The organism is Bacillus cereus group sp. BfR-BA-01330 (assembly GCF_022663885.1).
Lineage (GTDB): Bacteria > Bacillota > Bacilli > Bacillales > Bacillaceae_G > Bacillus_A > Bacillus_A cereus.
This window is the reverse complement of the sequence record NZ_JAKUGK010000011.1, coordinates 113,821-137,647: the sequence shown is the minus strand read 5'-3', so window position 1 is coordinate 137,647 and position 23,827 is coordinate 113,821. Positions and strand designations below refer to the sequence as shown.

Below are 23,827 nucleotides of genomic sequence, written 5' to 3'. Positions count from 1 at the left end.
CAGCGTTCATCCTGAGCCAGGATCAAACTCTCCAATAAAGTTAGTTTGTCTAGCATCTAAAATAAAAATTGACGTTTCACGTTGTTTGTTTCGTTCAGTTTTCAAAGAACTTGTCCGCCGCTTCAGAAGCGACTTAATCATATTAACATCTTAATTTTTCGATGTCAACTAAGTTTTAAAATTTCTTTTTTGTCGTTTTCTGCGTTTCCGCATCAGCGACGTTTATTAATATACCATCACAACTTTTAAATAACAAGTGTTTTTTTATAAAAATATAAAAAAAATTATCTACCCTACTTTCTTCTATAGAAGTAACTATTATCCTTACTACTGAAAATAGTTATTCTAATTGTATGCTAATACACTCCGTTCAACCAAATTGTATTTCACAATACCTTCCCAAATTTTCATTCTCTTCTATATTAAAGCTTATAATCATTATCCTTCTATAAAATAACTATACAAATTAGCCTTAAGAAAAAATCCCGTCTACATTAAACAGCCACTCGCGCGCATTATCCCCTTCCTTCTCATTCAAAAATTTACCCCCTACAAATTAACAACATTCCAATCCTAATACAAACTTAAGGATATTGTTAGAATTTTTTTACATTTAATTAATGAAAAATATCCATTTTTTGTTATATAGTAAGAAAGGACGCACTCAACTATAAATAAACCAATGGAGGAATTATTTTATGGATAGGTTAACAAATTTTTCATTAAAAAACCGAGCTGCCATTATCATCATGATTTTTCTCATTTCCATACTCGGTGTTTATTCCGGCTCTAAATTACCTATGGAATTTTTACCGAGTATCGACAATCCAGCAATTACCGTCACAACCTTATCTCAAGGACTCGACGCTGAAACGATGACAAAGGATGTAACTGATCCTCTCGAAAAACAATTTCGCAATTTAGAACACGTCGACACCATTACTTCTTCTACATACGAGGGATTATCACGTATCGACATTGCGTATACATCAAAAGCAAACATGAAAGATGCAGCACGCGAAGTCGAAAAAGCCGTCAATACAATTAAATTACCTAAAGATGTAACCAAGCCCGTAGTTAGTCAATTAAACACTTCTATGATTCCACTCGCTCAAATTACTATCCAGAAACAAAACGGTTTTTCAAAAGCAGATGAAAAACAAATTGAAAAAGAAATCGTACCACAACTCGAAAACATTGATGGTGTTGCCAACGTTATGTTTTTCGGAAAATCCACCTCTGAATTATCTATCGTACTTGATCCGAACCAATAAAAAAACAAAAACGTAACATCACAGCAGGTACTAACTGTTTTACAAGGAAAAGAAACTTCTACTCCAGCTGGGGCAATTACTGTTAATCAGGAAGAATACAACCTCCGCGTCATTGGGGACATAAAAAATGTAAATGACATTAAAAACATCACTGTGGCACCCCAAGTGAAATTGCAAGACATTGCTCAAATTGAAATCAAACAACACTACGATACAATCTCACATATAAACGGAGAAGAAGGCACAGGATTAATCATCATGAAAGAACCGAGTAAAAATGCAGTTGCCATTGGAAAAGAGATTGATAAAAAAGTTAAAGAGATAGATAAGGAATATAAAGATCAATTTTCCATTAAACTTTTGGCTTCAACCCATGAACAAGTTGAAAATGCTGTTACTAGCATGGGAAAAGAAGTAATACTTGGAGCAATCGCTGCAACTCTAATTATCTTAATCTTTTTACGTAACTTCCGAACAACACTCATCGCTGTTGTCAGTATTCCATTATCCATTTTATTAACACTCTTTTTACTACATCAATCTAACATTACGCTTAACATTTTAACCCTCGGTGGTTTAGCTGTTGCGGTTGGACGTCTCGTCGATGATAGTATCGTTGTCATCGAGAATATTTTCCGCCGTTTACAAAAAGATTCTTTCTCTAAAGATATCATTCTCGATGCAACGAAAGAAGTCGCAGTCGCAATTACTTCTTCTACTTTAACAACGGTCGCTGTTTTTTTACCTATCGGCCTCGTATCAGGAGCAATCGGAAAATTAATGTTACCTATGGTATTAGCAGTTGTATATTCTATATTATCATCCTTAATCGTTGCACTAACAGTTGTTCCACTTATGGCTTTTTTACTACTCAAAAAAACAAAGCATCGAAAGCCAAGTTCTTCATCACGATATGTCGCTACATTAAAGTGGGCTCTTTCTCATAAATTCATTATTCTACTTACTGCATTTTTATTATTTGTAGGATCAATTGCAGCTTATATATTACTACCGAAAGCAAACATAAAATCTGAAGACGACACAATGTTATCTATTAACATGACATTTCCAGCCCATTATAATGCTGAATCTCAAAAACAAAAAGCATTTGATTTTGAAAAAAAATTACTTTCTAATTCAGATATAACAGACGTTATTTTACGAATGGGATCTAGCGCAGAAGATGCACAATGGGGGCAAACAACTAAAAATAACCTCGCTAGTATATTCGTAGTCTTTAAAAAAGGTTCTGATATTGATCAATATATTAAAGAGTTAAAAAAGGAAAATAAAACTTTTGAGCCTGCTGAACTTGATTATATAAAAACAAGTTATTCAAGCTCTGGCGGCGGCAATAACTTACAATTTAACGTAACAGCTACTAACGAAGCGGATTTAAAAGAGGCGGCTACTATCGTTGAAACAAAACTAAAAAGCATGGATGATCTTTCTAAAGTAAAAACAAATTTAGAAGACTCTAAGAAAGAATGGCAAATTCATATTGATCAAACAAAGGCTGAACAACTAGGTTTAACACCAGAAATAGCTGCGCAACAAGTAGCATTCCTTATGAAGAAATCACCTATTGGCGAAATTACAATTAATAATGAAAAAGCTACTATTATGATAGAACACAAAAAAGAAAACATTAATAAACAAGAAGATATTTTAAATACAAACATACTATCACCTATTAATGGACCAATACCTTTAAAAGACATCGCAACTATTTCAGAAAAACAAACACAAACAGAAATTTTCCATAAAGACGGAAAAGAAACAATCCAAATTACAGCCGAAGCTTCAAATGAAGATTTGAGTAAAGTAAACACAGCAGTAAATAAAGCGATGACTGACTTAGATTTACCTGGTGGTGCAAAAGTAAATATCGCAGGAGCTACTGAATCTATGCAAGAGAATTTTACAGATTTATTCAAAATTATGGGGATTGCAATCGGGATCGTATATTTAATTATGGTTATCACCTTCGGGCAAGCACGTGCTCCTTTTGCAATCCTATTCTCCTTACCATTAGCTGCTGTCGGTGGTATTTTAGGATTAATCATTTCACGAACACCTGTTGATGTAAATTCCTTGATCGGCGCATTAATGTTAATCGGGATTGTTGTTACAAACGCTATTGTATTAATAGAAAGAGTCCAACAAAATCGGGAACATGGAATGGAAACTAGAGAAGCCTTACTTGAAGCAGGTTCTACTAGACTACGCCCAATTATTATGACAGCTATTACAACAATCGTTGCTATGCTCCCACTCCTATTTGGCCAATCCCAAGCAGGAAGTATGGTATCAAAAAGTTTAGCCGTCGTTGTCATCGGCGGTTTGGCAGTCTCAACTGCTCTTACATTAGTAGTCGTTCCAGTTATGTATGAACTATTAGATAAAATCGGGAGAAAAAGACGCTCCCGTAGGAAAATAAGCACTTCTACAGAAACACCTGATATTTAAAAACAAAAGGCGTTATCTTCACAAATGAAGATAACGCCTTTTCTCTATTTAGTCATATAATCCATCATTTTTTCCACATATTGCTCTATAGGTTTACTAGAATCCACAATAAGGTATTCATTATTTGAAGGTCTTTTACTACCATTTAACCACTTTTTAAAACCTACTTCCGACTCCACCTTTTCAATTTGACTGATCATACGCTTACGTGTTTGCAGTCTCCTATTAATCTCTTCCATATCATTAAGATAACACTCAATATATTTATATTTCACACCATGTTTATTTGATAGTTCAATCCCTTTTTCAACCATTCCCTCATATAAACACGGACTATCCAATATAACACTATGCCCTTGTTCTAAATAAGAATCAATCAATACCCATTCGGCATCATACGCAAGCCCACCAACAATCGTTGATTCAATTCCTTTTACTTTTAATGATTTTAACAACGCGGATTTCAAAACATCATGATCTATAATTACAGCACCTGTTAATTTCGCTATATACTTAGAAACTGTCGATTTTCCTGACCCAGGAAAACCTGACATTTGCAGAAAAAACAAATTAAAGCTCCTCTCTAAATTACATCTGTTCTTCTTTATAATTAATCACAAATTCAACAATCATTACATCCATTCCTTCTATATTAAAATACAAAAGAACCCCCTACCTATAAATAGAGAGTTCTTCTTTATAATTTATGCCGCTTTTACCTTTTTCGTTGTTTTACTTTTTCTTTTCGTTCCTGTAAAGCGCTTGTGTAATATAGATGCTATCAAGCGTGAAATAACATTGAATAGTAATACCATAATAATTAATACAGCTGCAGATTTTGTCGCAATCAACTTCGCATCTGGAATAACTCCTTCAGAATTTAATTTCCAAATGTGAACCGCTAATGTTTCAGCTGGTCTAAACGGATTTAAAGGATGCGCAGGACTTGAGAAATCCGCTGCTGAATTTAAAATCGGGGATGTTAAACCCGCTGTGTAAATTAATGCTGCCGCTTCCCCAAATATACGACCCGCCGCTAAAATAATCCCTGTAATAATTTGTGGTAATGACGATGGGATAATAATACGAGCGATTGTTTGCCACTTCGTTGCACCTAATCCAAGACTTGCCTCTTTTACATTCTGAGGAACTTCTGAAATCGCATTTTCACAAACACGCGTTAAACCTGGTAAATTTAAAATAGTTAAAGCAAGAGCACCACCCATTACTGTGTATCCCCAACCTGTCATTGTAACGAACACTAACAAACCAAATAAACCAACAACAATAGAAGGTAAAGACGCCATCGTCTCTATACATAGACGAACAAAATTTAAAAAACGTCCTTGTTTTGCGTACTCCGCTAAATATATTCCAGCACCTAATCCAAGAGGAATAGATATAATAAGCGTTATAACAAGCATGTAGAAGGAATTGAATAACTGCGGACCAATCCCACCACCAGCTCTTGTATTGCTTGGTTCTCCAAACAAGAAATTAGGATCCCAAAATCCCCATCCCTTTTGTAAAATCTCAAATACTAAGAACACTAGCAAAGCTACAACTAAAGCCGCAACCGCATAAAAGATACCCGTCCAAACTTTATTTACCGTTCTTGCATTCATTATTATCGCTCACCTCTTTGCCCAATCGCTCGAATTACTAAAATAAACAGGAATGAAATAACAAGTAAAATCATCGCTAAAGTCCATAGCGCATTGTTCCAAGCAGTTCCGTTCAATGTATTCGTCATGTCCATTGTTAAAATACCAGTTAACGTCGCTGTCGGACTATATATTCCTTCTGGTAATTTAATCGTATTCCCGATTACCATTTGAACCGCTAACGCTTCACCGAAAGCACGCGCTAAGCCTAAAACAACACCTGTTAAAATCCCTTTTTTCGCAGCAGGAACAATCACTCGGCTAATCGCTTGCCATTTCGTTGATCCTAGACCATAAGAAGCTTCTAAATAATCAAATGGAACAGAACGTATTGCATCAGAAGCGATACTAGCAATAGTAGGTAAAATCATAATACTTAATACAACAATACCTGCAATTAAACTAAAGCCTACTCCCCCAAACGAATCACGTAATAGTGGTACTAAAATCGTAACACCTAATAATCCGTATACAACCGAAGGAATACCAACTAACAATTCTAGAACAGGCTTCAATACTTTATTTCCAAACTTTGGCGAAATTAAATTCATGAATATAGCAAGAGCTATAGCAATTGGTGCACTAATAATAACCGCACCTAACGAAACCACCGTTGAACCTACAATGAAAATTAAAGCCCCGAAGGATCCTTGCTCAGCATTTGGATTCCATTTTGTCGATGTTAACATCTCAGTAAATGAGATACCACTTTGTGTAAAAGATTGAATACCTTTCCCACAAATAAACGCAATAATAGCTAATGTAATTAAAACAATAAAAATACCACAAAACGTAACAAGTGATCTTCCTATATATTCACTTTTCACGTAATTAATTTGTTTTTTCCCCTTCATCACAGGACAGACCCCACTTCACAGATTGAAATGAACAGGACTGGCCTTGCAGCCAGCCCCATAAAATTTTATTACTTATTTAATTTAGACATTGGAATGTAGCCCATATCTTCTACTTGTTTTTCAAAATCTTTACCTTTTACATAATCGATGTAAGCTTTCGTCGCTTCCTTCGCTTCACCTTTTGTTACCATATATTCGTAAGACCAGAATGGATATTTACCAGACGCGATGTTTTCAACTTTCGGTTCAGCACCATCAATTTTGACTGTTTGTAGTGCGCCTTTTTTCTCGCCCACCATGTAAGACATTGCTAAATAGCTCACCGAACCAGGAGTAGAGTTAATCGCTTGCTCTACTGCACCGTTAGAATCTTGTGTTGTACCAGTTCCATCATTAATTTTCGCGTCTTTCATAATCGTTTTTTCAAATGTAGCACGTGTACCAGATGAAGCTGGACGATTAATTACATTGATTTTTTCATCTTTTCCGCCTACTTCTTTCCAGTTTGTTACTTTTCCAGTGAAGATATCTTGTACTTGTTGCATTGTTAAGTTATCAACTTTTACATCTTTATTTACGACAAGAGCGAATGCAATACCCGCTACCTTGTTATCTACTAATTCTTTCGCCTTTTCAGCATCTTTTATTTTATCTCCGGACGGAACATCTGAATTACCAATTTGTACTGCACCAGATGCTACTTGGTTAATCCCAGTTCCACTACCGCCACCTTGAACTTGAATAGAAACTTTTGAATTTTTCTCCATGAATTTCTTTCCAGCTTCCTCCGCAAGAGGTAGAAGAGCTGTAGAACCAGCCGCTGCAATCGTACCTGATAATTCTTGTTTTGTATTATCGCTTCCTTTAGCAGTGTCTTTACTAGTTGTATCTTCTGCTTTCCCACAACCAACTAATGCTCCTGCTACCACTAAAGCTGCTAAAGAAAATTTAATACCTTTTTTCATAACCATGTCTTGTACCCCCATTTGGATTATCACTTTTCGAATTCATTTTCTTTCGAACACAAATTCATTGTAGGACAACAATATTATGTGAGTGTTAAGCAATTTTTAATTTTAAGTAAATGACGATAATAATCCTTAAAAGCTAGAAATCCCAACATTTATAGTTAAATAACCCAACAAAAACCACACTAACTACGCTGCAATGTAAATATATTCTTAACAATGTAAATTCAATGTAAATGTTTTTCTCTCTTTTTCCCTTTTCGTTAAAGTTACATTTACAATTCCGCTGTATTTTGTAATTTTTACACACCTAATTTATGCACATTAAAAATAATTTCAGTAATATTTTTTAGTACAACTAAATAAATTGGAACAATTCTAAAAATAAATGAATATTTTTAAAGTACTAATTGACAACATAATCCAATGTAGTCTACTATATTACTAACAAAAAGTTTACCTTAGGAAACTTTTTAAACTCAAACTAAAAATATAGAGATGAGGTAACTTTTATGGTATCGGCTAATATAAAACCACTTTCCGAATTTAAAATAGGAGAGTTTGTACAAATTGAGAAGATACAATTAGAAGGAACTATGAAACGACGCTTATTAGATTTGGGATTTATCCCGGGGGCGACGATTAAAGTATTGCAACGCAGTCCACTTGGAGATCCGGTCGCTTATCAAGTGAGTAACACAACTATTGCACTGCGTAAAGAAGAAAGCTCCCTTATTTTCGGGGTATTAATAGGAGATGATTTCAGATGAGCAAACATCGTATCGCTTTAGCTGGTAACCCGAATACAGGGAAAAGTACATTATTTAATACTTTAACAGGCTTAAAACAACATACTGGAAACTGGACGGGAAAAACTGTTTTAAAAGCTGAAGGAGAATATGAACATAACGGAAGTAATTATACACTAATAGATTTACCTGGAACCTACTCACTATACTCAAATTCCGCAGACGAAGAAGTAGCGAGGGATTATATTATATTTGAAAAACCAGAAGTAACTGTAGTTGTTATAGACGCAACTGCTATGGAAAGAAATTTAAATTTAGCACTTCAAGTGATGGAGATGACAAACAATGTAGTCATTTGCATTAACTTAATTGATGAAGCCGAGAAAAAAGGGATTGTTATCGATGAAAAGAAATTAGCAAAATCACTTGGTGTACCTGTCGTTAAAATTTCAGCACGTAACCGAGTAGGTATTGGTCATTTGCTAAATGTTATTGCAAAAATAGCAAATAAAAAACTAATTCTAACACCAATTAAAATTACTTACAGCGAAAAAATCGAAAATATGATTCAGGAATTAGAACCACAAATTTATAAAGTGTTCGGTGATACGTATCCAGCACGTTGGATTGCGTTACGTATATTAGATGGAGATAAAAATTTCTTAACTACACTTCAAAAACACCATAATGAACCACTTGTAAGGGAGGTCGTAATTAATGGAATCTCACTCAGCCAGTAAAGCTCTTCCATTAGACTATATTATTCAACATGCACAAACACTTTCAAAAGAAGATATACGAGATGATATAGTCGGAGATATTTACCGAACATCTGCAAGCATATGTAAAGAATCTGTCCAATATACAAATACTGATAAATTATATCGTTCCGAAAAACTAGATAAAATTTTCACATCTCCAATCTGGGGATTCCCAATTATGCTCGGTATTTTATCTATTATTTTTTATCTTACAATTGCAGGCGCTAACGTACCATCTGATATGATTGCCGAATTCTTCGGATGGGCCGAAGGATATTTAACATCTTGGTTCCAAGCAGCGCATGCACCTGAATGGTTACATGGCATTTTAATACTTGGTTTGTTCCGTGGTATCGGTGCTGTTATTAGCGTTATGTTACCACCTATGGCAATCTTTTTCCCTATGTTCGCGCTATTAGAAAACTATGGATACTTACCACGTGTCGCGTTTAATATGGACCGCTTATTCAAACGATCCGGTGCACACGGGAAACAATCTTTAACAATGGCAATGGGATTTGGTTGTAATGCAGCAGCCATTATGTCAACACGTATCATTGAATCACCACGTGAACGTATGCTAGCAATTTTAACGAACAACTTCGTTCCTTGTAACGGTCGCTGGCCTATGTTAATTTTAATGGCTTCACTATTTATGGCTGCTGGTTATACAGGCAGTATGCAAACATTGGTTACTGCTGGCGTTGTAGTTGGAATGGTTGTACTTGGTGTTATTATGACATTAACTGTTTCTTGGGTACTATCAAAAACAGCCTTAAAAGGGGTTCCAACTCACTACACACTTGAGTTACCTCCGTACCGCAAGCCAAAAGTTTGGAATACAATTGTTCGCGCAACACTCGATAAATCAATCTACGTTTTAAAACGAGCTATAGTTGTTGCTGCCCCTGCAGCTGCATTAACTTGGTTACTTGCTAACATTTTTATCGGTGACACAAGCTTACTTATGTATTTTGTAAATTTCCTAGATCCATTTGCTAAAATGTTAGGACTTGACGGGTTTATTCTAGCTGCATTCATTCTTGGACTACCTGCTAATGAAATTGTAATCCCAATTTTATTAATGTCTTACTTATCAACTGGGGCTTTAACTGAAATAGATGATTTTAATCAAATTAAAAATCTATTCCTAGAAAATGGTTGGACTTGGTTAACAGCGTTAAACACAATGTTGTTCTCACTTCTTCATTTCCCGTGCGGAACAACACTGGTTAACATATACAAAGAAACAAAAAGTGCAAAATGGACATTCTTATCGTTTGCAATCCCTACCGTTATCGCCATTGTTGTTACATTCCTCTCTACACAATTGGTACATTGGTTAGGGCTTGTATAAAACAAAGCATACATAGAAGGCATCCCCCTTCACATATGCTTTGTCCGAAAGAAACCTGAAAATCATTCAGGTTTCTTTTTTTGTACATCAGTATTCCACGGCTGCGCTCCATACGTTGTGAGTTTTTTATGAATGAAATATATAGCCCCCGGCAGCACCGCCATTAATATCGTGCAACTAATTCCTAATCCAGTAAACAACTTTCATCACCTTATTTCACTCTTTTCGGTAAAGCTGAACCTGAATGTTCAATTGTTGGATGAACGTGAACAGTAATTTCAGCATTACTAAAGTAATTTTCGCCTTGATCCCAATTCTTACTTATTTTTGTCCATTCTTTATAATTATGTCTCTTATACACTTCCCCTAACTCTAATACATCTACCTTATATTTTTTTTGAACAAGCTTAATCGATTTTTGAATACGCTCCTCCATTTCTTCCGATATATCCTTCTCTAAACGTTTTTCATTCAAAACCTTTTTATGATCACTAAAGTGCAACTCAGCTATTGTACCTTCCAGAAATAAATGAATATTAAATTTCGGTTTTGTAGCATTCGTTGTGGATACTTTAATTTTTCGACGTAACTTATGAATTTCATATGTAATAAGTTGATCCTTTTTACGAATGGTAAAAAAACCTCCAATTTTTTTACCTATTATATAATTCATCCCTAATGTTTCTTCCCCACTCAAATTGCCTACACACTTATTATCCTTTCCACGAAACAATGCTGCACCGTTCATTTGTACCCCTTGTTTTGTTAGTTCAAGAATAGGTAATACAAAACTTCGGTTAGAGATCATCTTTTCCTGCACCTCACCAATTCTTGCAGCCTCAATCATTTGGGCATTTTTTGGAGGGTGTTCAGCTAACATATCAATATACTGCGCCGGTAAATTTTCAGGCTTGGCACTTTGTTTTAAAATAGCTTCGGCATTTTTATTAGAAACGAACAAACGAATATTTCTTCTCATCTCATGATCGCGAATATATACATCTAACGTATTTTGCAAAATGTATGGATGTGAAAGTAATTCTTCAGAGAAAATAATCACTTGTATATGAGGGAAAAATAATGTACGACTAATTTTTTTGGCGATTATTCTTATTTGTTCAAATACACTATCTGCTTTTGCACTAACATTAATATAATTTTCGCTATCCCCACCCCCTTGTCCACCCTGTTGAGACAATTTACTAGGGAGTACCATCTGATAGGTTCCTTTCATAATTGGATTCGCTTTCTTCTCCTTTACGATATCGTAAGCCGCTCCTACTACAAATCCTCTTTCTTCTATCTCTTCTAACTCAGAACACCCACTCATAAATCCAGTTAAAGCCATAACCATTATAATTTTAAGAAGGTGTTTCATTTCCACCATTCCTTCTTTTTATTTTATATACAATTAAAACGAGCAAAGGCGCTAACACAACAAACCCCATATCTATCCAAGCTAAATAAGTCCCATAACTTGATAAAGCATTCAAACTACTAGGTATCATATTCACCATAAAAATAATAGGGGCACTTACGAAAATAAAAATATGTTTCTTCACTTTCGGAAACATAGCACAAAACAATAAAGATGCGACATCATAATACATTGCTGTAGTGTTATAAATAGTAATAATCCAAGTCGTAAAAAAAATCGCATCAAACCTTTCTAAAAATCCTCCACCAATTTCAATTTCTTTCCCTAATTCAATTGTTGGATATGTCAATCCACGTGTTGTCATATAAGTAAAAACACTAATACAAGTTACATAAATTAAAATGTATGACAGCACGTTTACCATCACCGCTTTCGCGACTGCCATTGGCGCTTTTTTCGCTGTCTTATCATTCAGCAAAACCGCATAAAATAACGCTACTTCAAATCCAATAAACGTAAAAATAGAATTTTTAACTCCAACAGCATATTGACTTACTTTCGTTTGAAAAGCTGGTAGTAAATTATTTATTTCCATTAAATTTATATTCAATAAAGAAAGAAGTACTATCGCAATTAAAACAATAGGTAAGAATAAAACATTTAACCTTAATAAGGCTGCTCTTGATCCTGCTATTCCATAAATAACAACTAATAAGAAGAAGAAAGACAGTAGTTGTATTGGTGTATCACTAAATAAATACGTTTGAGAAATAACTGAAATCATTCGCGATTCATATGCTGTCAAAGCAGCAAACGTTAATACTAAAATACTACTAATTGTGTATGCAACAGGCTTCGTCAAATGCGCACTCGTATATTGAACAAAATTTTGTTTTGGAAATAAGATAGCCACTCTCGTCACAAACCAACCTAAAACCGCGCAGATCAATCCACCCAAAAGCAAGATAATCCAACCGTCCGAAAATAAAGTTTGGTTAGCGATATCTCTTGGCATAGACAATGCCCCTATACCAATAATGGTCGATGATACCGCAAACCCAATTTCACGAGATCCAATCTCTTCATCGCCATACTCAAATGGTTTCACTTATTTTCGCTCCTTTGGACGTATTGTAGAATCTTTTGTTTGTAAGTACTCTGGTCTATCTTTCAACATCGATTTTGGCATGCGAATAAATTCTTCTTTCCAATCTTTATAAAATGCAGGAGCAATTGGAGTTGTATACGGTATACCAACACTTGTTAAATTTGTAATATGAATAGCAAGTGCGATCAGAGCTAGAATGATCCCATACAGCCCAAAAGCCGTTGCAGCTAATACAAAGACGAAAAGTAAAATTCGGAACGTAATCGTAATACTATATACAGGAAGCGAAAACGTAGCAATCGCAGTAACTGCAATAATAATAACTAAAAACGGATTTACAATCCCTGCATTTACCGCAGCTTCTCCAATTACAAGACCTCCTACAATCCCTATCGTTTGTCCCATCGGTTTCGGCAATCGGATTCCAGCTTCTCGTATTAATTCCATAGTCAAGGCCATCATTAACGTTTCAATATATGCAGGAAACGGAACACCTTCCCTCGCACCTGCAATTGAATAAGCCAGTTTAGAAGGAATAAGTCCTTGATGATAAGATACAAGTGCTACATACATAGCTGGTAACAAAACCGCAATTATGCCTGAACCCATACGTAAAAATCTTAATAACGTTCCAATCACCCAGCGCTCGTAATGATCTTCTACAGATTGAAAAATATCAACAAACACAAGTGGTGCAATAAGAGCAAACGGGGATCCGTCTACTAAAATGGCCGCCTTCCCTTTCGCTAATGAGGCTATAATATTATCAGGCCTCTCTGTATTCAAAAACTGTGGAAATGGGGATAAATTATTATCCTGAATTAATTGTTCAATCGTACCTGTTTCCAAAACGACATCTGTCACTATTGATTGAAGACGGCGATCTAACTCTTTTACAATGTGAGGATTAATAATATCTTCTATATATACTAGGGTTACTTCTTTCTGCGATCGCTTCCCCATAATATAAGATTGGAACCTCAACTTTGGATCGCGTAAACTGCGTCGGATTAACATTTTATTCACATTAATATCTTCATTTAATCCAACTCTCGGTCCGCGTATTAAATCTTCTGTCACTGGTGGTTCTAAACTTCGCTTCTCCCAGGCCCTACTATTAATAACGATAGCGGTTTGAATATTATCAATTAATATAACTGTATCTCCCGCTAATATCGCATTCATAATATCTGGAAACTTCGTCTTTACACCCACTTCTGCGATAGAAATAAAACGATCCAATAACGTTTGAACAACAGCTTCCTCATTTATAATTTCTTCGTATTGCAGTGTGCGAATGACATATTTATAAACATTATCCTTATCTGTCAATCCACATAAAAACACAACCGCACAACGTGTAAAACTCCCAGCAAGAGCAACTTCTCTAATTGTTAAATCATTAGGTGAACCTAACTCATCCCTAATTTCTTTCATAACTTCAAATAAGTTACCTTCAAGCTCTAACAATTTCCCCACCTAGCTTCCTTTTCAACAAGTTTTTAGTTAGATTCCGCTAATAGAAGGAAATATATACAAAAAAAGAGCTATCTCTTTTCAAAGATAGCTCTAATAAAGTAAAACTTTAATCAACCCTCACCAATCGGGCTTTTACGGACAGTTTAATCCCCACCTAACTTCTTTGCTTCCGCTGAATTTTGAGGTGGGGGTCTTACTGCCCGTTAATGCAGGATAAACGAATTACTTTTCTACTATTATAGTGTTTTTCTTTATAAATACACCTTTTGTAAATCCACTAACTACAAACATCACAATTATATTAATTAACAATGCGACTATACCTACATTCAAATCTTTTATATACTGCGGGAAACTCGGAAACATCGTGGCTATAGTTGAACCAGATAAGGTAATATATGCGACCACTAATAGCCCAACTCCCATTCCTGCAATCGCCCCTTGCTTCGTAATAATTTGACGTGGAAACAAGCTACATACAAGTGCAGGGAAAAGTTGTGTAACGATACTGTATCCCATTAATAGAAGTGCTCCTATTGTTTCTCCTCCTTTAAATGTAAATAAAACTGCCACGAGCGTTACTACAGGCACAAATAATTTTGCCATCTTAGCAACTTGTCTATCTGAAGCAGACGGGACTATCGTTCGGTAAATATTTTTTGCTAACAGTGTAGAAGCCGCCATAACAAGCATAGACCCTGGAACCAATGCCGTTAATACTCCCGCACTACCAATAATTCCAATAAACCAAGGATCAAAAGTTTGTAAAGCAAGACGGAATAACGAAAGATCTACATCCGCTCCCTTTAACCCAGGAACTTGCAATATAGCAGCAAATCCTGCAAAAAATACGAAAAGTAAAACTAAAGAATACAATGGCATAATTGCTGCATTTTTACGAAATACTTTTTCATTTTTTGCAGAAAAAGCAGAAGCAAATGTATGAGGCCACATATAAAAACCGAGGGCCGTTAATATAATAGTAGAAACAAACCAAGAAATACTCATTCCTTCTTCAGGTAAAGATAAAAATCCCGGTTTCGCTGCCTCTACAGCCTCAAACATCGGCTGAAATCCTCCATAATAATGATACGGCAAATATATACCTAAAAACATAACGATAAACAGTATCATAATATCCTTCAAAGCAGCCGTCCAAGCCGAACCATGTATACCTGAAACCATTACATATATAGTTATAACAATAGCACCGATCCATACTGCAACAACAGGTGACACCCTTCCGTAAGAAGCTTCTGAAACGATAATTCCCAGTCCTTTTAACTGTAAAACAAGATATGGGATGATGGAAACAACACCAACAATCGAAACAATAAGTCCAAGCGCTTTACTTCTATATTTCTTCGCAAAAAAATCTGACTGTGAAACAAGGTTATGCTCTTTCGCATACTTCCAAATGGGTGGCAATAAAAAATACGATAAAAGATAAGCTAAAGCACCATATCCCAAAATATAAAAGGTAGGTGCTCCTTTACTATATGCCCAGCCGCTTCCCCCTAAAAATGTAAACGTCGTATAAATTTCACCTGCCATAAGGAGAAAAACAAAAATAGTGCCAAATCCTCTTCCTCCAACTGACCATTGTTCTAAATTCATATCTTTTCCATGTTGTGCCCGAATCCCTAAAAATAGTGCGAGAAACAAAAATAAAATAATGATAAGTAATGCAGTCATTTTACATCCTCCTTATTAGCAGGATCAAACACGTACACAAGCCCCATACAAAAAGATGTAATAAACACTGATAATAATACCCAAAATAATAAAAATGGCATCCCTAATACGTAAGGAGTAACTGAATTCGCAAATATTGGCCCAACTACTAAACAAAGAACTGGGATAAGCGCTAGAATGTGTATTTTCTTCATCTCATTCTCCTTTACTTATAAAGTTCATAATGGCTGATACAAAGACTTCCACTCCAATCGGTAATGCATCTTCGTCAATCGTAAAACGAGGGTGATGGTGAGGATATATAATACCTTTCTCTTTATTTCCCGCTCCAATAAAAAAGAATGTCCCCGGTGCCTTTTGTAAAAACGCTGAAAAATCTTCTCCAGCCATCGTCGGCTGTAAACGAACAACTCTATCCCTTCCATAAAGTTGTAATGCCGTTTGTTCAATAAGCTCTGTAGCTTCATAATCATTTACAACTGGTCGATATCCATATTCATATGAAAATGTATATTTCGCTCCGTAAGATTCCGTAATATGCTTCACAATCCGCTCAATCTTCTTCTCTGTTTCACCTCGTAATTCATGTCTTAAACTTCTTACTGTCCCTTCAATCTCAGCTTGCTCTGGTATTACATTATGAGTTGTCCCAGCATGAAATTGCGTAACAGATATTACGAGAGAATCTAATGGATTCGTGAGGCGAGATACAATTTGCTGAAGTTGCGAAACGACTTGTGTTCCGATTGCAATACTATCCACCGTTTCATGAGGGATTCCAGCATGTCCACCTTTTCCCTCTATCTTAATTTTAAAAACATCCGGTGCAGCCATTGCAGGACCATAAATAACACCTATTTTCCCAACCTCTAACGACGCCCAAAGGTGAGCACCAATAATATAATCCACACCTTCCATTACACCTGCAGCAACCATCTCCTCTGCACCACCAGGAAAATTCTCTTCAGCATGTTGGAATAGAAAACGAATCTCCCCTTTAATCTTCTCTCTTTCTTCTACCAACTTATGTACAACCCCAAGTAATATCGCTATATGTCCATCATGACCACATGCATGCATTACACCTTTATATGTAGAAATAAAATCAAACACATTTTCTTCATGAATAGGAAGAGCATCCATATCGGCTCGAATCGCAACTGTTTTGCCCGGATGTTTACCTACTAACTTTGCCATCACACTATATTTAGTCGGCCGTGACACTTCTAAATATGGGAATTTCCGAAGTATATCGAACACAAACTGCGATGTTTTCTCTTCTTGAAAAGATAACTCTGGATACTTATGAAAATGCCTTCTCCACTCAACTAACTGATTTTTTGACAAAACAAGTTCCTTTGCAACATCCATTTCTCTTCTCCCCTTCTTCACCAAGTTAAATGTTATTATAACGTGAATCGTTAACTTTTAAAAGAATCTTCTGAATTTTCAGTGTTAATAAACCAAAAAGAAAAAGCCATCCCAAAGATGACTTTTTCATTATTATAAAATAGTAATTGCTTGTTTTCCCATTTGCTCCCAAGCTTTCTCAAATTCTGCTCGCGGAACAGCCAAACGTGGATTATTTTTAAGAGGATCATTTACATATACAAAGTTTTGATCATATCCAATTACTACTGCACTATGCTCATAATATGTAATTTTCACTTCGCCTGAACTCGTATTCCATGTTTCAAAACTACTTTCAGCTAGCGGCTTAAACGTCGTATTAATAATGACCCATACCGGAGAGCCAGAACTAATTACTTTATATATATCTTGCATGTCTCTACCTGTTAAATTAATTACTTTTTCAGGAACATATTTTTCTGCTAAATCAAAGATTGGTTTATTGTATACACCATATCCAGGCTCTGCCTTTGTATAAATATTTCCCACAAATCCCTCGTAAGGATTTCCACGCAAACCATTTTGTTCAAATGGAACACGATGAATTTCGCTAGCAAGTTGCATCTTATCTACTTGTACACCTTTATATTGCAGCAACATAGCTAAACTTGTCACTTCACACCCTCTGGGCAATTCTGGTAATTGTTTAATAAACGGAACATCTTCAATCATAGCTGCTTCTTTCATTTCAGATAGAAACTCTAAGCGTAGAACTTGCGCCTTTTGCATGATTTTATCTTTTCCTATAAAAAATGCAGCAGCAAGTATAATCCCAAAAACAAAAAGATATTTTAACTTTTTCATTATAAACAAAACTCCATTAATTATTATTTTACAGATACACCTCTTATCATTGTACCCTTCTTCTTACTAGTTTGCTAGAAAGATCATGTGAATTATCGCTCATAGAATTAATTATAAAAATTCTAATTATTTTTAATAAAAAGAAAAATAAATATACATTTACAGAATATTTTGCTAAAATCAAAATTGTTAACATAGTGAAGATATCACCATGTTAACAAACATTCTTAGAGTATTTAGTCATAGTTCGTTTTTTTACATACTCCATTCATTTCATAGCAAATAAACCGAGTGTGTGTTGCATCCCCCACTAATGATTAAAAACTCAGAATAAAACGAAGTTCACACATTCAAGAAAATACGGGGTGAGGGACATATGAATCAACAAATTGAACAAACAGATTTAAAACGAACAATGAAAAGTAGACACCTATTTATGATTGCACTCGGCGGTGTTATCGGAACCGGGTTATTTATGGGATCTGGTCAAATTGTCCATAATGCCGGACCTGGTGGTGCTATTCTTGCATTTTTAGTCGGTGGATTTGTTATGTATTTAACGATGTTATGTCTTGGTGAATTATCCGTCGCTATGCCAGAAGCAGGTTCATTCCAAAGTTATGCAAGCAAATTCATTTCACCTGGTTTTGGATTTGTTGTCGGTTGGATGTATTGGTTAAATTGGGCTGTTACAGTTGGCGTAGAGTTAACAACTGTAAGTATTTTAATGAAACGCTGGTTTCCAGACGTTTCTTCCTGGATTTGGTGCGTTACATTTGCAGCAGCACTCTTCCTCGTAAACGCTTTATCAGCAAAAGCATATGCAGAAGCAGAGTTTTGGTTCGCAAGTGTAAAAGTCGCAACAATTGTTATTTTCATCGTACTTGGCGGCGCTGTTATGTTCGGTCTACTAGACTTTAATGGAAAGCCAGCTCCAATGCTTCATAATTTCACTGAAAATGGCGGGCTATTTCCAAATGGTGCATTAGCTGTTCTTCTTACGATGATTACAGTAAATTACTCCTTCCAAGGAACAGAATTAATCGGAATCGCTTCAGGCGAAAGTGAAAATCCTGAAAAAACAATTCCAAAAGCAATTAAAAACACAATTTGGCGAACTCTCTTCTTCTTCGTCTTAGCGATATCAGTTGTTGTAGGTTTACTCCCATGGCAAGAGGCTAATCTAGTCGAAAGTCCCTTTGTACTTGTATTTGATGTAGCCGGTGTCCCATATGCAGCAGACATTATGAACTTTGTTATTATTACAGCTGTATTATCCGTTGCTAACTCTGGTCTCTACGCAAATTCTCGTATGCTGTGGGCGATGGCAAAACAAGGAATGGCAAGTCCAGCATTTACGAAATTAACTAAAAAAGGTGTACCGCTAAATGCATTAATTTTCAGCCTAATTTTCGCTAGCCTGTCCTTACTAACAAGTGTATTTGCGGCAGATACTGTCTTTCTAGTTTTAACATCTATTGCAGCAATGGCTGCCGTTGTCGTTTGGATGTCAATCGCCGCTTCACAGTTTTTCTTCCGTAGAAATTTCGTGAAAAACGGTGGCAACATAAATGATTTAAAATATCGTACACCGCTCTATCCACTAGTTCCAATCGTAGCGTTTTCGCTGAATTTCATTACATTTGTTAGTTTGGCTTTCATTCCAGATCAAAGAATTGCTCTTTATTGTGGCATTCCATTTATGATTATTTGTTACATTTTATATCAAGTTAAATATAAAAAAATTGTCACACTTGAACAGCCACGAACTGTCATACGAGAAATAAACTAAATATACAAAATATTCAGCTATCTTTCTTATGATAAGATAGCTTTTTTCTATTTCTTGGATATCCTGGTATAACTTTATTTATCTTAAAATTTTCACAATCACGTTTTTCTCTGGAAAATAGTTTACAATGTAATCAAGTTACAAATGATATTCACCTTAAAAAGTGTGCATTTGTGTCTATTTTTTAACAATATATCAAAAACTATTGCCTTCTATAAATTAATAGGTTTATATTGTTTTATTGGCATAGTTTCAATCCAAGGAGAAAGGAGATTTTCAATCGTGCAACTAAAGAAAGCGTTTTGGAAGTTGGCTTCGCTTCTTCCGTTATCATTACTTCTGTTCCTCGGTGGCTGTGATAAAAAACTCGCAGTATTAAATCCGCAAGGACCTGTTGCAAAAGCACAGTATGATTTAATTGTTTGGTCATTCTTGCTTATGTCATTAATTATCGCAATTGTATTCATTCTGTTTACAGTCATCTTGATTCGTTATCGTGAAAAACCAGAGAATATGGACTATGAGCCACCTGAACAACACGGTAACACATTACTAGAAATTATTTGGACGCTTGTTCCTGTTATTATCGTTATCGCATTATCGATTCCAACAGTAAAAGCAACTTATGCTTCGGAAGAGGTTCCGAAAGAGTCCAAACATATTAAACCAGTTGAAATTTATGTTACATCTGCAAACTGGAAATGGTTATTCAGTTACCCAGAGGAAAAAATTGAAACCGTTAACTATTTAAACATCCCAGCTGGTGTACCAATTCAATTCAAACTGACTTCTGTCGGCCCAATGAATGCTTTCTGGGTACCAGAACTTGGTGGTATGAAGTACACAATGGATGGCATGATTATGGATCTTTATTTACAAGCTGATAAGCCAGGTTCTTACCTAGGCCGTAGTGCGAACTTCTCTGGTGAAGGATTCACACACATGGAGTTCGAAGTTGAAGCAAAAACTAAAGAGAAATATGACAAGTGGGTTAAAGAAGTACAAGAAACTGCTCCTAAACTAACAGAAGCTAAGTACAACGAAATTGTTAAACCTGGTGTAGTTGGTCGTATGACATTCTCTAGTCACCACTTAAGTTATGTAGATCCAAAATCACTTGAATATTGTGATTACAACTACTACAAAAACAAAAAATAATAGCTATTATTCCAACAGATTGGAGTGAACACAGTGAAGCTTGATGAATTCTTTGTCACAGGTGACCCGATTATTTACGGTGCAGACGCTTCTATCGTTCTTGTGACATTAGCAATCATTTTCGTACTAACAAAGTATAAAAAATGGAAATGGCTTTGGGACGAATGGTTAACAACTGTTGACCATAAAAAAATCGGAGCTATGTATATTATTTCTGCGGTTATCATGTTATTCCGTGGTGGTATGGATGGTTTAATGATCCGTGCACAGTTAACATTCCCAGAAACAACTTATTTAAACGCTGAACACTATAACGGGATCTTTACAACACATGGTACAGTAATGATTCTTTTCATGGCAATGCCATTCGTTATGGGATTAATGAACCTTGTAGTACCATTACAAATTGGTGCTCGTGACGTTGCATATCCGTTCTTAAATGCTTTAAGTTTCTGGTTATTCTTTGTCGGAGCAATGTTATTCAACATCGCTTTCGTAATCGGTGGTTCTCCAGACGCTGGGTGGACTTCTTACTTCCCAATGGCAGGTACAGAGTTTACTTCGGGCGTAGGAAATAACTACTACGCAATTGCATTACAGATTTCAGGTCTCGGTACGCTAATGACCGGTATTAACTTCCTTGTTACTATCTTAAAAATGCGTACACCTGGTATGACTTTAATGAGAATGCCAATGTTTACTTGGTCAATCTTAATTACAACAATTATCATTATTTTCGCTTTCCCAGTATTAACAGTTGCTCTTGCATTAATGACATTTGACCGTCTATTCGATGCTCACTTCTTTACGATGGCGAGCGGCGGTATGCCAATGTTATGGGCCAACCTGTTCTGGGTATGGGGTCACCCTGAAGTATATATCGTTATTTTACCGGCATTCGGTATTTTCTCTGAAATCATTAGTACATTCTCACGTAAACGTCTATTCGGTTACAGTGCAATGGTATACTCAATGGTTGCAATTTCTTTACTAAGTTTCGTCGTATGGCTTCACCACTTCTTCACGATGGGTGCAGGTCCAGCGGTTAACTCATTCTTCTCGATTTCGACAATGGCGATTTCGATTCCAACCGGGGTTAAGATCTTTAACTGGTTGTTTACACTGTATAAAGGACGTATTCGTTTTACAGTTCCAATGCTTTGGTCATTGGCATTTATTCCAAACTTCGTAGTCGGTGGGGTTACAGGGGTTATGCTTGGAATGGCAGCAGCTGATTATCAATACCATAACAGCTACTTCCTAATCGCTCACTTCCACTACGTATTAATCGCAGGTACAGTATTCGCTATGCTTGCTGGATTCACATTCTGGTATCCAAAAATGACTGGTCATATGTTAAATGAACGCCTAGGTAAATGGACATTCTGGATCTTTATGAGCGGATTCAACATCTGTTTCTTCCCAATGTACTTCTTAGGTTTAGACGGTATGACTCGTCGTATGTACACTTACTCTGAAAGTCTTGGATGGGGATGGCTAAACCAAATCGCATCTGTTGGTGCGGTAATGATGGGTATCGGCTTCCTACTTCTTTGCTACAACGTAATTTGGAGTGCACGTCACGGTGAACGTGACACAACTGGAGATCCATGGGATGGTCGTACACTTGAATGGGCAACTCACTCTCCTGTACAACATTACAACTTCGCGAAGCTTCCTGAAATTAAAGAAGCTGATGCTTTCTGGTACATGAAAAAACGCGGAGAAACAGTTACACCAGCAGCAGAAGATATTAAACCAATTCACATGCCAAGTAACTCTGGTGTGCCTATTATTGCGTCTGGATTCTTCGGTCTTGCAGGTTTCGCATTAGTATTTAGCTGGTTCTGGCTTGCAGCAATCGGTGGTATTGGTATTTTAGCTTGCTTAATCTATCGTTCATTCGATTATGATGAAGGCTACTATATCAGTGTTGATGAAATTAAAAAAACAGAACATATAGCATGAGAGGTGAAATGACATGGCGGCTTTAGATAAAAGCTTACCTTTGGAATATCAATCCGAACAAAGCAGATTGAATATCCTAGGATTCTGGATTTTTCTTGGGGCTGAAATTATGCTGTTCGCAACACTTTTCGCCTCTTATCTAGTCCTTGCTGGTCGTACGGCAGATGGCCCAACACCAGCGCAATTGTTTGAACTTAAAACGCTTTTAATTCAAACATTACTACTTTTAACAAGTAGTTTTACATGCGGTATCGTAATTCATGAAATGCGTAAGCATAACCAAAAAGCGATGCTTGGATGGTTCGTCCTTACATTACTTTTAGGTGCAGGTTTCCTATTCTTCGAGATCGAAGAGTTCATTATGTACATTGGTGAAGGCGCAACAATTCAAACAAGTGCTTTCTTATCTGGATTCTTCGTTCTTCTTGGAACGCATGGAGCCCACGTAACAGGCGGTATCATTTGGGCAATTTGTGTTATTATCCAAATTTTAAAACGAGGTTTAACACCAGTTACAGCTCGTAAAGTATTCATTATCAGCTTATACTGGCATTTCCTTGATCTTGTTTGGGTCTTTATTTACACACTAGTTTACTTGAACGGGATGGTGGCGTAAATGGCTCAAAACAACAATCAAGCAAACGGACATGCGCATAGCGGATTCCCTTGGTCACACGTTTTCGGATTTATTTTATCGCTTGCATTAACGTTTCTAGCGTTATACGTGGCACTTTACACAACATTGCCACTTTCAACAGTCTTAACAACTATTATCATAATGGCTGTTGCGCAAGCATTGTTACAATTAATTATGTTCATGCATTTAAAAGAAGGAGAAGGAAGAGTTCAAATTCTTACAATGATATACAGTTTCTTCGTTGCAACTGCAACAGTTGGTTTAACTGTATGGATCTTCTTCTCAATGTAATGTACATG

The 23,827-nt window shown here is 36.0% G+C and carries 20 protein-coding genes and 1 pseudogene; 9 read left to right on the top strand and 12 right to left on the bottom strand.

The annotated features are described in order from the left end of the window. The first annotated feature begins 698 nt into the window (after positions 1-698). A pseudogene (locus MR112_RS26235) lies at positions 699-3,743 on the top strand (efflux RND transporter permease subunit). Positions 3,744-3,787: 44 nt separating this feature from the next. Here MR112_RS26235 and MR112_RS26230 read toward each other — a convergent pair. From MR112_RS26230 to MR112_RS26215, 4 genes are all read right to left on the bottom strand, one after another. Continuing rightward, entirely contained in the window at positions 3,788-4,312 is a 525-nt protein-coding gene (locus MR112_RS26230) for a P-loop nucleotide/nucleoside kinase family protein (protein ID WP_000465755.1), read from the bottom strand. A gap of 135 nt (positions 4,313-4,447) precedes the next feature. Beyond that, positions 4,448-5,368, bottom strand: coding sequence for a phosphate ABC transporter permease PstA (gene pstA / locus MR112_RS26225; RefSeq protein WP_000994141.1), 921 nt, complete (start codon positions 5,366-5,368; stop codon positions 4,448-4,450). 2 nt (positions 5,369-5,370) lie between these two features. Further along, a complete protein-coding gene (pstC, locus tag MR112_RS26220; RefSeq protein ID WP_000676677.1) occupies positions 5,371-6,261 on the bottom strand; it encodes a phosphate ABC transporter permease subunit PstC in 891 nt (296 codons plus the stop codon). A gap of 71 nt (positions 6,262-6,332) precedes the next feature. Beyond that, on the bottom strand, positions 6,333-7,235 hold the full coding sequence (locus MR112_RS26215) for a phosphate ABC transporter substrate-binding protein PstS family protein (RefSeq protein WP_000245108.1): 903 nt from the start codon (positions 7,233-7,235) through the stop codon (positions 6,333-6,335). Between the two features lie 509 nt (positions 7,236-7,744). On the opposite strand from MR112_RS26215, the gene MR112_RS26210 reads away from it, so the two are divergent. Genes MR112_RS26210 through MR112_RS26200 form a run of 3 tightly spaced genes read left to right on the top strand, consistent with a single transcriptional unit; the run spans position 7,745 to position 10,099 of the window. Next, the gene (locus tag MR112_RS26210) at positions 7,745-8,002 is read left to right on the top strand and encodes a FeoA family protein (protein WP_000252982.1); all 258 of its coding nucleotides are present in this window, start codon (positions 7,745-7,747) and stop codon (positions 8,000-8,002) included. Further along, a complete protein-coding gene (locus MR112_RS26205; RefSeq protein ID WP_242245682.1) occupies positions 7,999-8,721 on the top strand; it encodes a FeoB small GTPase domain-containing protein in 723 nt (240 codons plus the stop codon). The genes MR112_RS26210 and MR112_RS26205 overlap by 4 nt, the downstream gene beginning before the upstream one ends. Continuing rightward, the gene (locus MR112_RS26200; RefSeq protein WP_000443605.1) at positions 8,699-10,099 is read left to right on the top strand and encodes a nucleoside recognition domain-containing protein; all 1,401 of its coding nucleotides are present in this window, start codon (positions 8,699-8,701) and stop codon (positions 10,097-10,099) included. The genes MR112_RS26205 and MR112_RS26200 overlap by 23 nt, the downstream gene beginning before the upstream one ends. A 62-nt stretch (positions 10,100-10,161) precedes the next feature. On the opposite strand, the gene MR112_RS26195 is transcribed toward MR112_RS26200, so the two are convergent. The 8 genes from MR112_RS26195 to MR112_RS26160 all read right to left on the bottom strand — a co-directional run bounded on the left by MR112_RS26195 (position 10,162) and on the right by MR112_RS26160 (position 17,973). After that, positions 10,162-10,299 carry a hypothetical protein gene (locus tag MR112_RS26195; protein WP_000493991.1) on the bottom strand — a complete coding sequence of 46 codons (138 nt, stop codon included), beginning with the start codon at positions 10,297-10,299 and terminating at the stop codon, positions 10,162-10,164. An 11-nt stretch (positions 10,300-10,310) separates the two neighbouring features. Beyond that, positions 10,311-11,477 (bottom strand): spore germination protein GerLC, encoded by a 1,167-nt coding sequence (gerLC, locus tag MR112_RS26190; RefSeq protein ID WP_000681628.1) that lies wholly within the window; start codon positions 11,475-11,477, stop codon positions 10,311-10,313. Continuing rightward, entirely contained in the window at positions 11,461-12,585 is a 1,125-nt protein-coding gene (gene gerLB / locus MR112_RS26185) for a spore germination protein GerLB (RefSeq protein WP_000802005.1), read from the bottom strand. The genes gerLC and gerLB overlap by 17 nt, the downstream gene beginning before the upstream one ends. Next, positions 12,586-14,064: a spore germination protein GerLA gene (gene gerLA, locus MR112_RS26180; RefSeq protein WP_002023287.1), complete on the bottom strand. Its 1,479-nt coding sequence runs from the start codon at positions 14,062-14,064 to the stop codon at positions 12,586-12,588. It abuts the gene before it with no gap. A gap of 222 nt (positions 14,065-14,286) precedes the next feature. Continuing rightward, positions 14,287-15,759: a sodium:solute symporter family protein gene (locus MR112_RS26175; protein ID WP_000125937.1), complete on the bottom strand. Its 1,473-nt coding sequence runs from the start codon at positions 15,757-15,759 to the stop codon at positions 14,287-14,289. Next, positions 15,756-15,953 carry a DUF3311 domain-containing protein gene (locus MR112_RS26170; RefSeq protein WP_000719833.1) on the bottom strand — a complete coding sequence of 66 codons (198 nt, stop codon included), beginning with the start codon at positions 15,951-15,953 and terminating at the stop codon, positions 15,756-15,758. Before MR112_RS26170 ends, MR112_RS26175 begins: the two co-directional genes overlap by 4 nt. Before the next feature lies 1 nt (position 15,954). Further along, positions 15,955-17,130, bottom strand: a complete 1,176-nt coding sequence (locus MR112_RS26165) for an amidohydrolase (protein ID WP_242245671.1) — start codon at positions 17,128-17,130, stop codon at positions 15,955-15,957. 132 nt (positions 17,131-17,262) lie between these two features. Next, positions 17,263-17,973 (bottom strand): C39 family peptidase, encoded by a 711-nt coding sequence (locus MR112_RS26160; RefSeq protein WP_000734488.1) that lies wholly within the window; start codon positions 17,971-17,973, stop codon positions 17,263-17,265. A gap of 376 nt (positions 17,974-18,349) precedes the next feature. Here MR112_RS26160 and MR112_RS26155 point away from each other — a divergent pair, with 376 nt between their 5' ends. From MR112_RS26155 to qoxD, 5 genes are all read left to right on the top strand, one after another. After that, positions 18,350-19,765 (top strand): amino acid permease, encoded by a 1,416-nt coding sequence (locus tag MR112_RS26155; protein ID WP_001075759.1) that lies wholly within the window; start codon positions 18,350-18,352, stop codon positions 19,763-19,765. A 282-nt stretch (positions 19,766-20,047) separates the two neighbouring features. After that, positions 20,048-20,923, top strand: a complete 876-nt coding sequence (locus MR112_RS26150) for a cytochrome aa3 quinol oxidase subunit II (protein ID WP_001176165.1) — start codon at positions 20,048-20,050, stop codon at positions 20,921-20,923. A 33-nt stretch (positions 20,924-20,956) separates the two neighbouring features. Then, positions 20,957-22,891 carry a cytochrome aa3 quinol oxidase subunit I gene (gene qoxB / locus MR112_RS26145; RefSeq protein WP_000762366.1) on the top strand — a complete coding sequence of 645 codons (1,935 nt, stop codon included), beginning with the start codon at positions 20,957-20,959 and terminating at the stop codon, positions 22,889-22,891. A 13-nt stretch (positions 22,892-22,904) separates the two neighbouring features. Next, positions 22,905-23,507, top strand: a complete 603-nt coding sequence (qoxC, locus tag MR112_RS26140; RefSeq protein WP_000729317.1) for a cytochrome aa3 quinol oxidase subunit III — start codon at positions 22,905-22,907, stop codon at positions 23,505-23,507. Beyond that, positions 23,508-23,819, top strand: coding sequence for a cytochrome aa3 quinol oxidase subunit IV (qoxD, locus tag MR112_RS26135; protein ID WP_000068425.1), 312 nt, complete (start codon positions 23,508-23,510; stop codon positions 23,817-23,819). The last annotated feature ends 8 nt before the right edge of the window (positions 23,820-23,827 follow it).

What these genes read in the sequence shown, in the direction of transcription:
- pstA (WP_000994141.1), bottom strand. Translation starts at nt 5,368, where the DNA reads ATGAATGCAAGAACGGTAAATAAAGTTTGGACGGGTATCTTTTATGCG.
- pstC (WP_000676677.1), bottom strand. Translation starts at nt 6,261, where the DNA reads ATGAAGGGGAAAAAACAAATTAATTACGTGAAAAGTGAATATATAGGA.
- MR112_RS26215 (WP_000245108.1), bottom strand. Translation starts at nt 7,235, where the DNA reads ATGGTTATGAAAAAAGGTATTAAATTTTCTTTAGCAGCTTTAGTGGTA.
- MR112_RS26210 (WP_000252982.1), top strand. Translation starts at nt 7,745, where the DNA reads ATGGTATCGGCTAATATAAAACCACTTTCCGAATTTAAAATAGGAGAG.
- MR112_RS26205 (WP_242245682.1), top strand. Translation starts at nt 7,999, where the DNA reads ATGAGCAAACATCGTATCGCTTTAGCTGGTAACCCGAATACAGGGAAA.
- MR112_RS26200 (WP_000443605.1), top strand. Translation starts at nt 8,699, where the DNA reads ATGGAATCTCACTCAGCCAGTAAAGCTCTTCCATTAGACTATATTATT.
- gerLC (WP_000681628.1), bottom strand. Translation starts at nt 11,477, where the DNA reads ATGAAACACCTTCTTAAAATTATAATGGTTATGGCTTTAACTGGATTT.
- MR112_RS26175 (WP_000125937.1), bottom strand. Translation starts at nt 15,759, where the DNA reads ATGACTGCATTACTTATCATTATTTTATTTTTGTTTCTCGCACTATTT.
- MR112_RS26170 (WP_000719833.1), bottom strand. Translation starts at nt 15,953, where the DNA reads ATGAAGAAAATACACATTCTAGCGCTTATCCCAGTTCTTTGTTTAGTA.
- MR112_RS26165 (WP_242245671.1), bottom strand. Translation starts at nt 17,130, where the DNA reads ATGGATGTTGCAAAGGAACTTGTTTTGTCAAAAAATCAGTTAGTTGAG.
- MR112_RS26160 (WP_000734488.1), bottom strand. Translation starts at nt 17,973, where the DNA reads ATGAAAAAGTTAAAATATCTTTTTGTTTTTGGGATTATACTTGCTGCT.
- MR112_RS26155 (WP_001075759.1), top strand. Translation starts at nt 18,350, where the DNA reads ATGAATCAACAAATTGAACAAACAGATTTAAAACGAACAATGAAAAGT.
- qoxC (WP_000729317.1), top strand. Translation starts at nt 22,905, where the DNA reads ATGGCGGCTTTAGATAAAAGCTTACCTTTGGAATATCAATCCGAACAA.
- qoxD (WP_000068425.1), top strand. Translation starts at nt 23,508, where the DNA reads ATGGCTCAAAACAACAATCAAGCAAACGGACATGCGCATAGCGGATTC.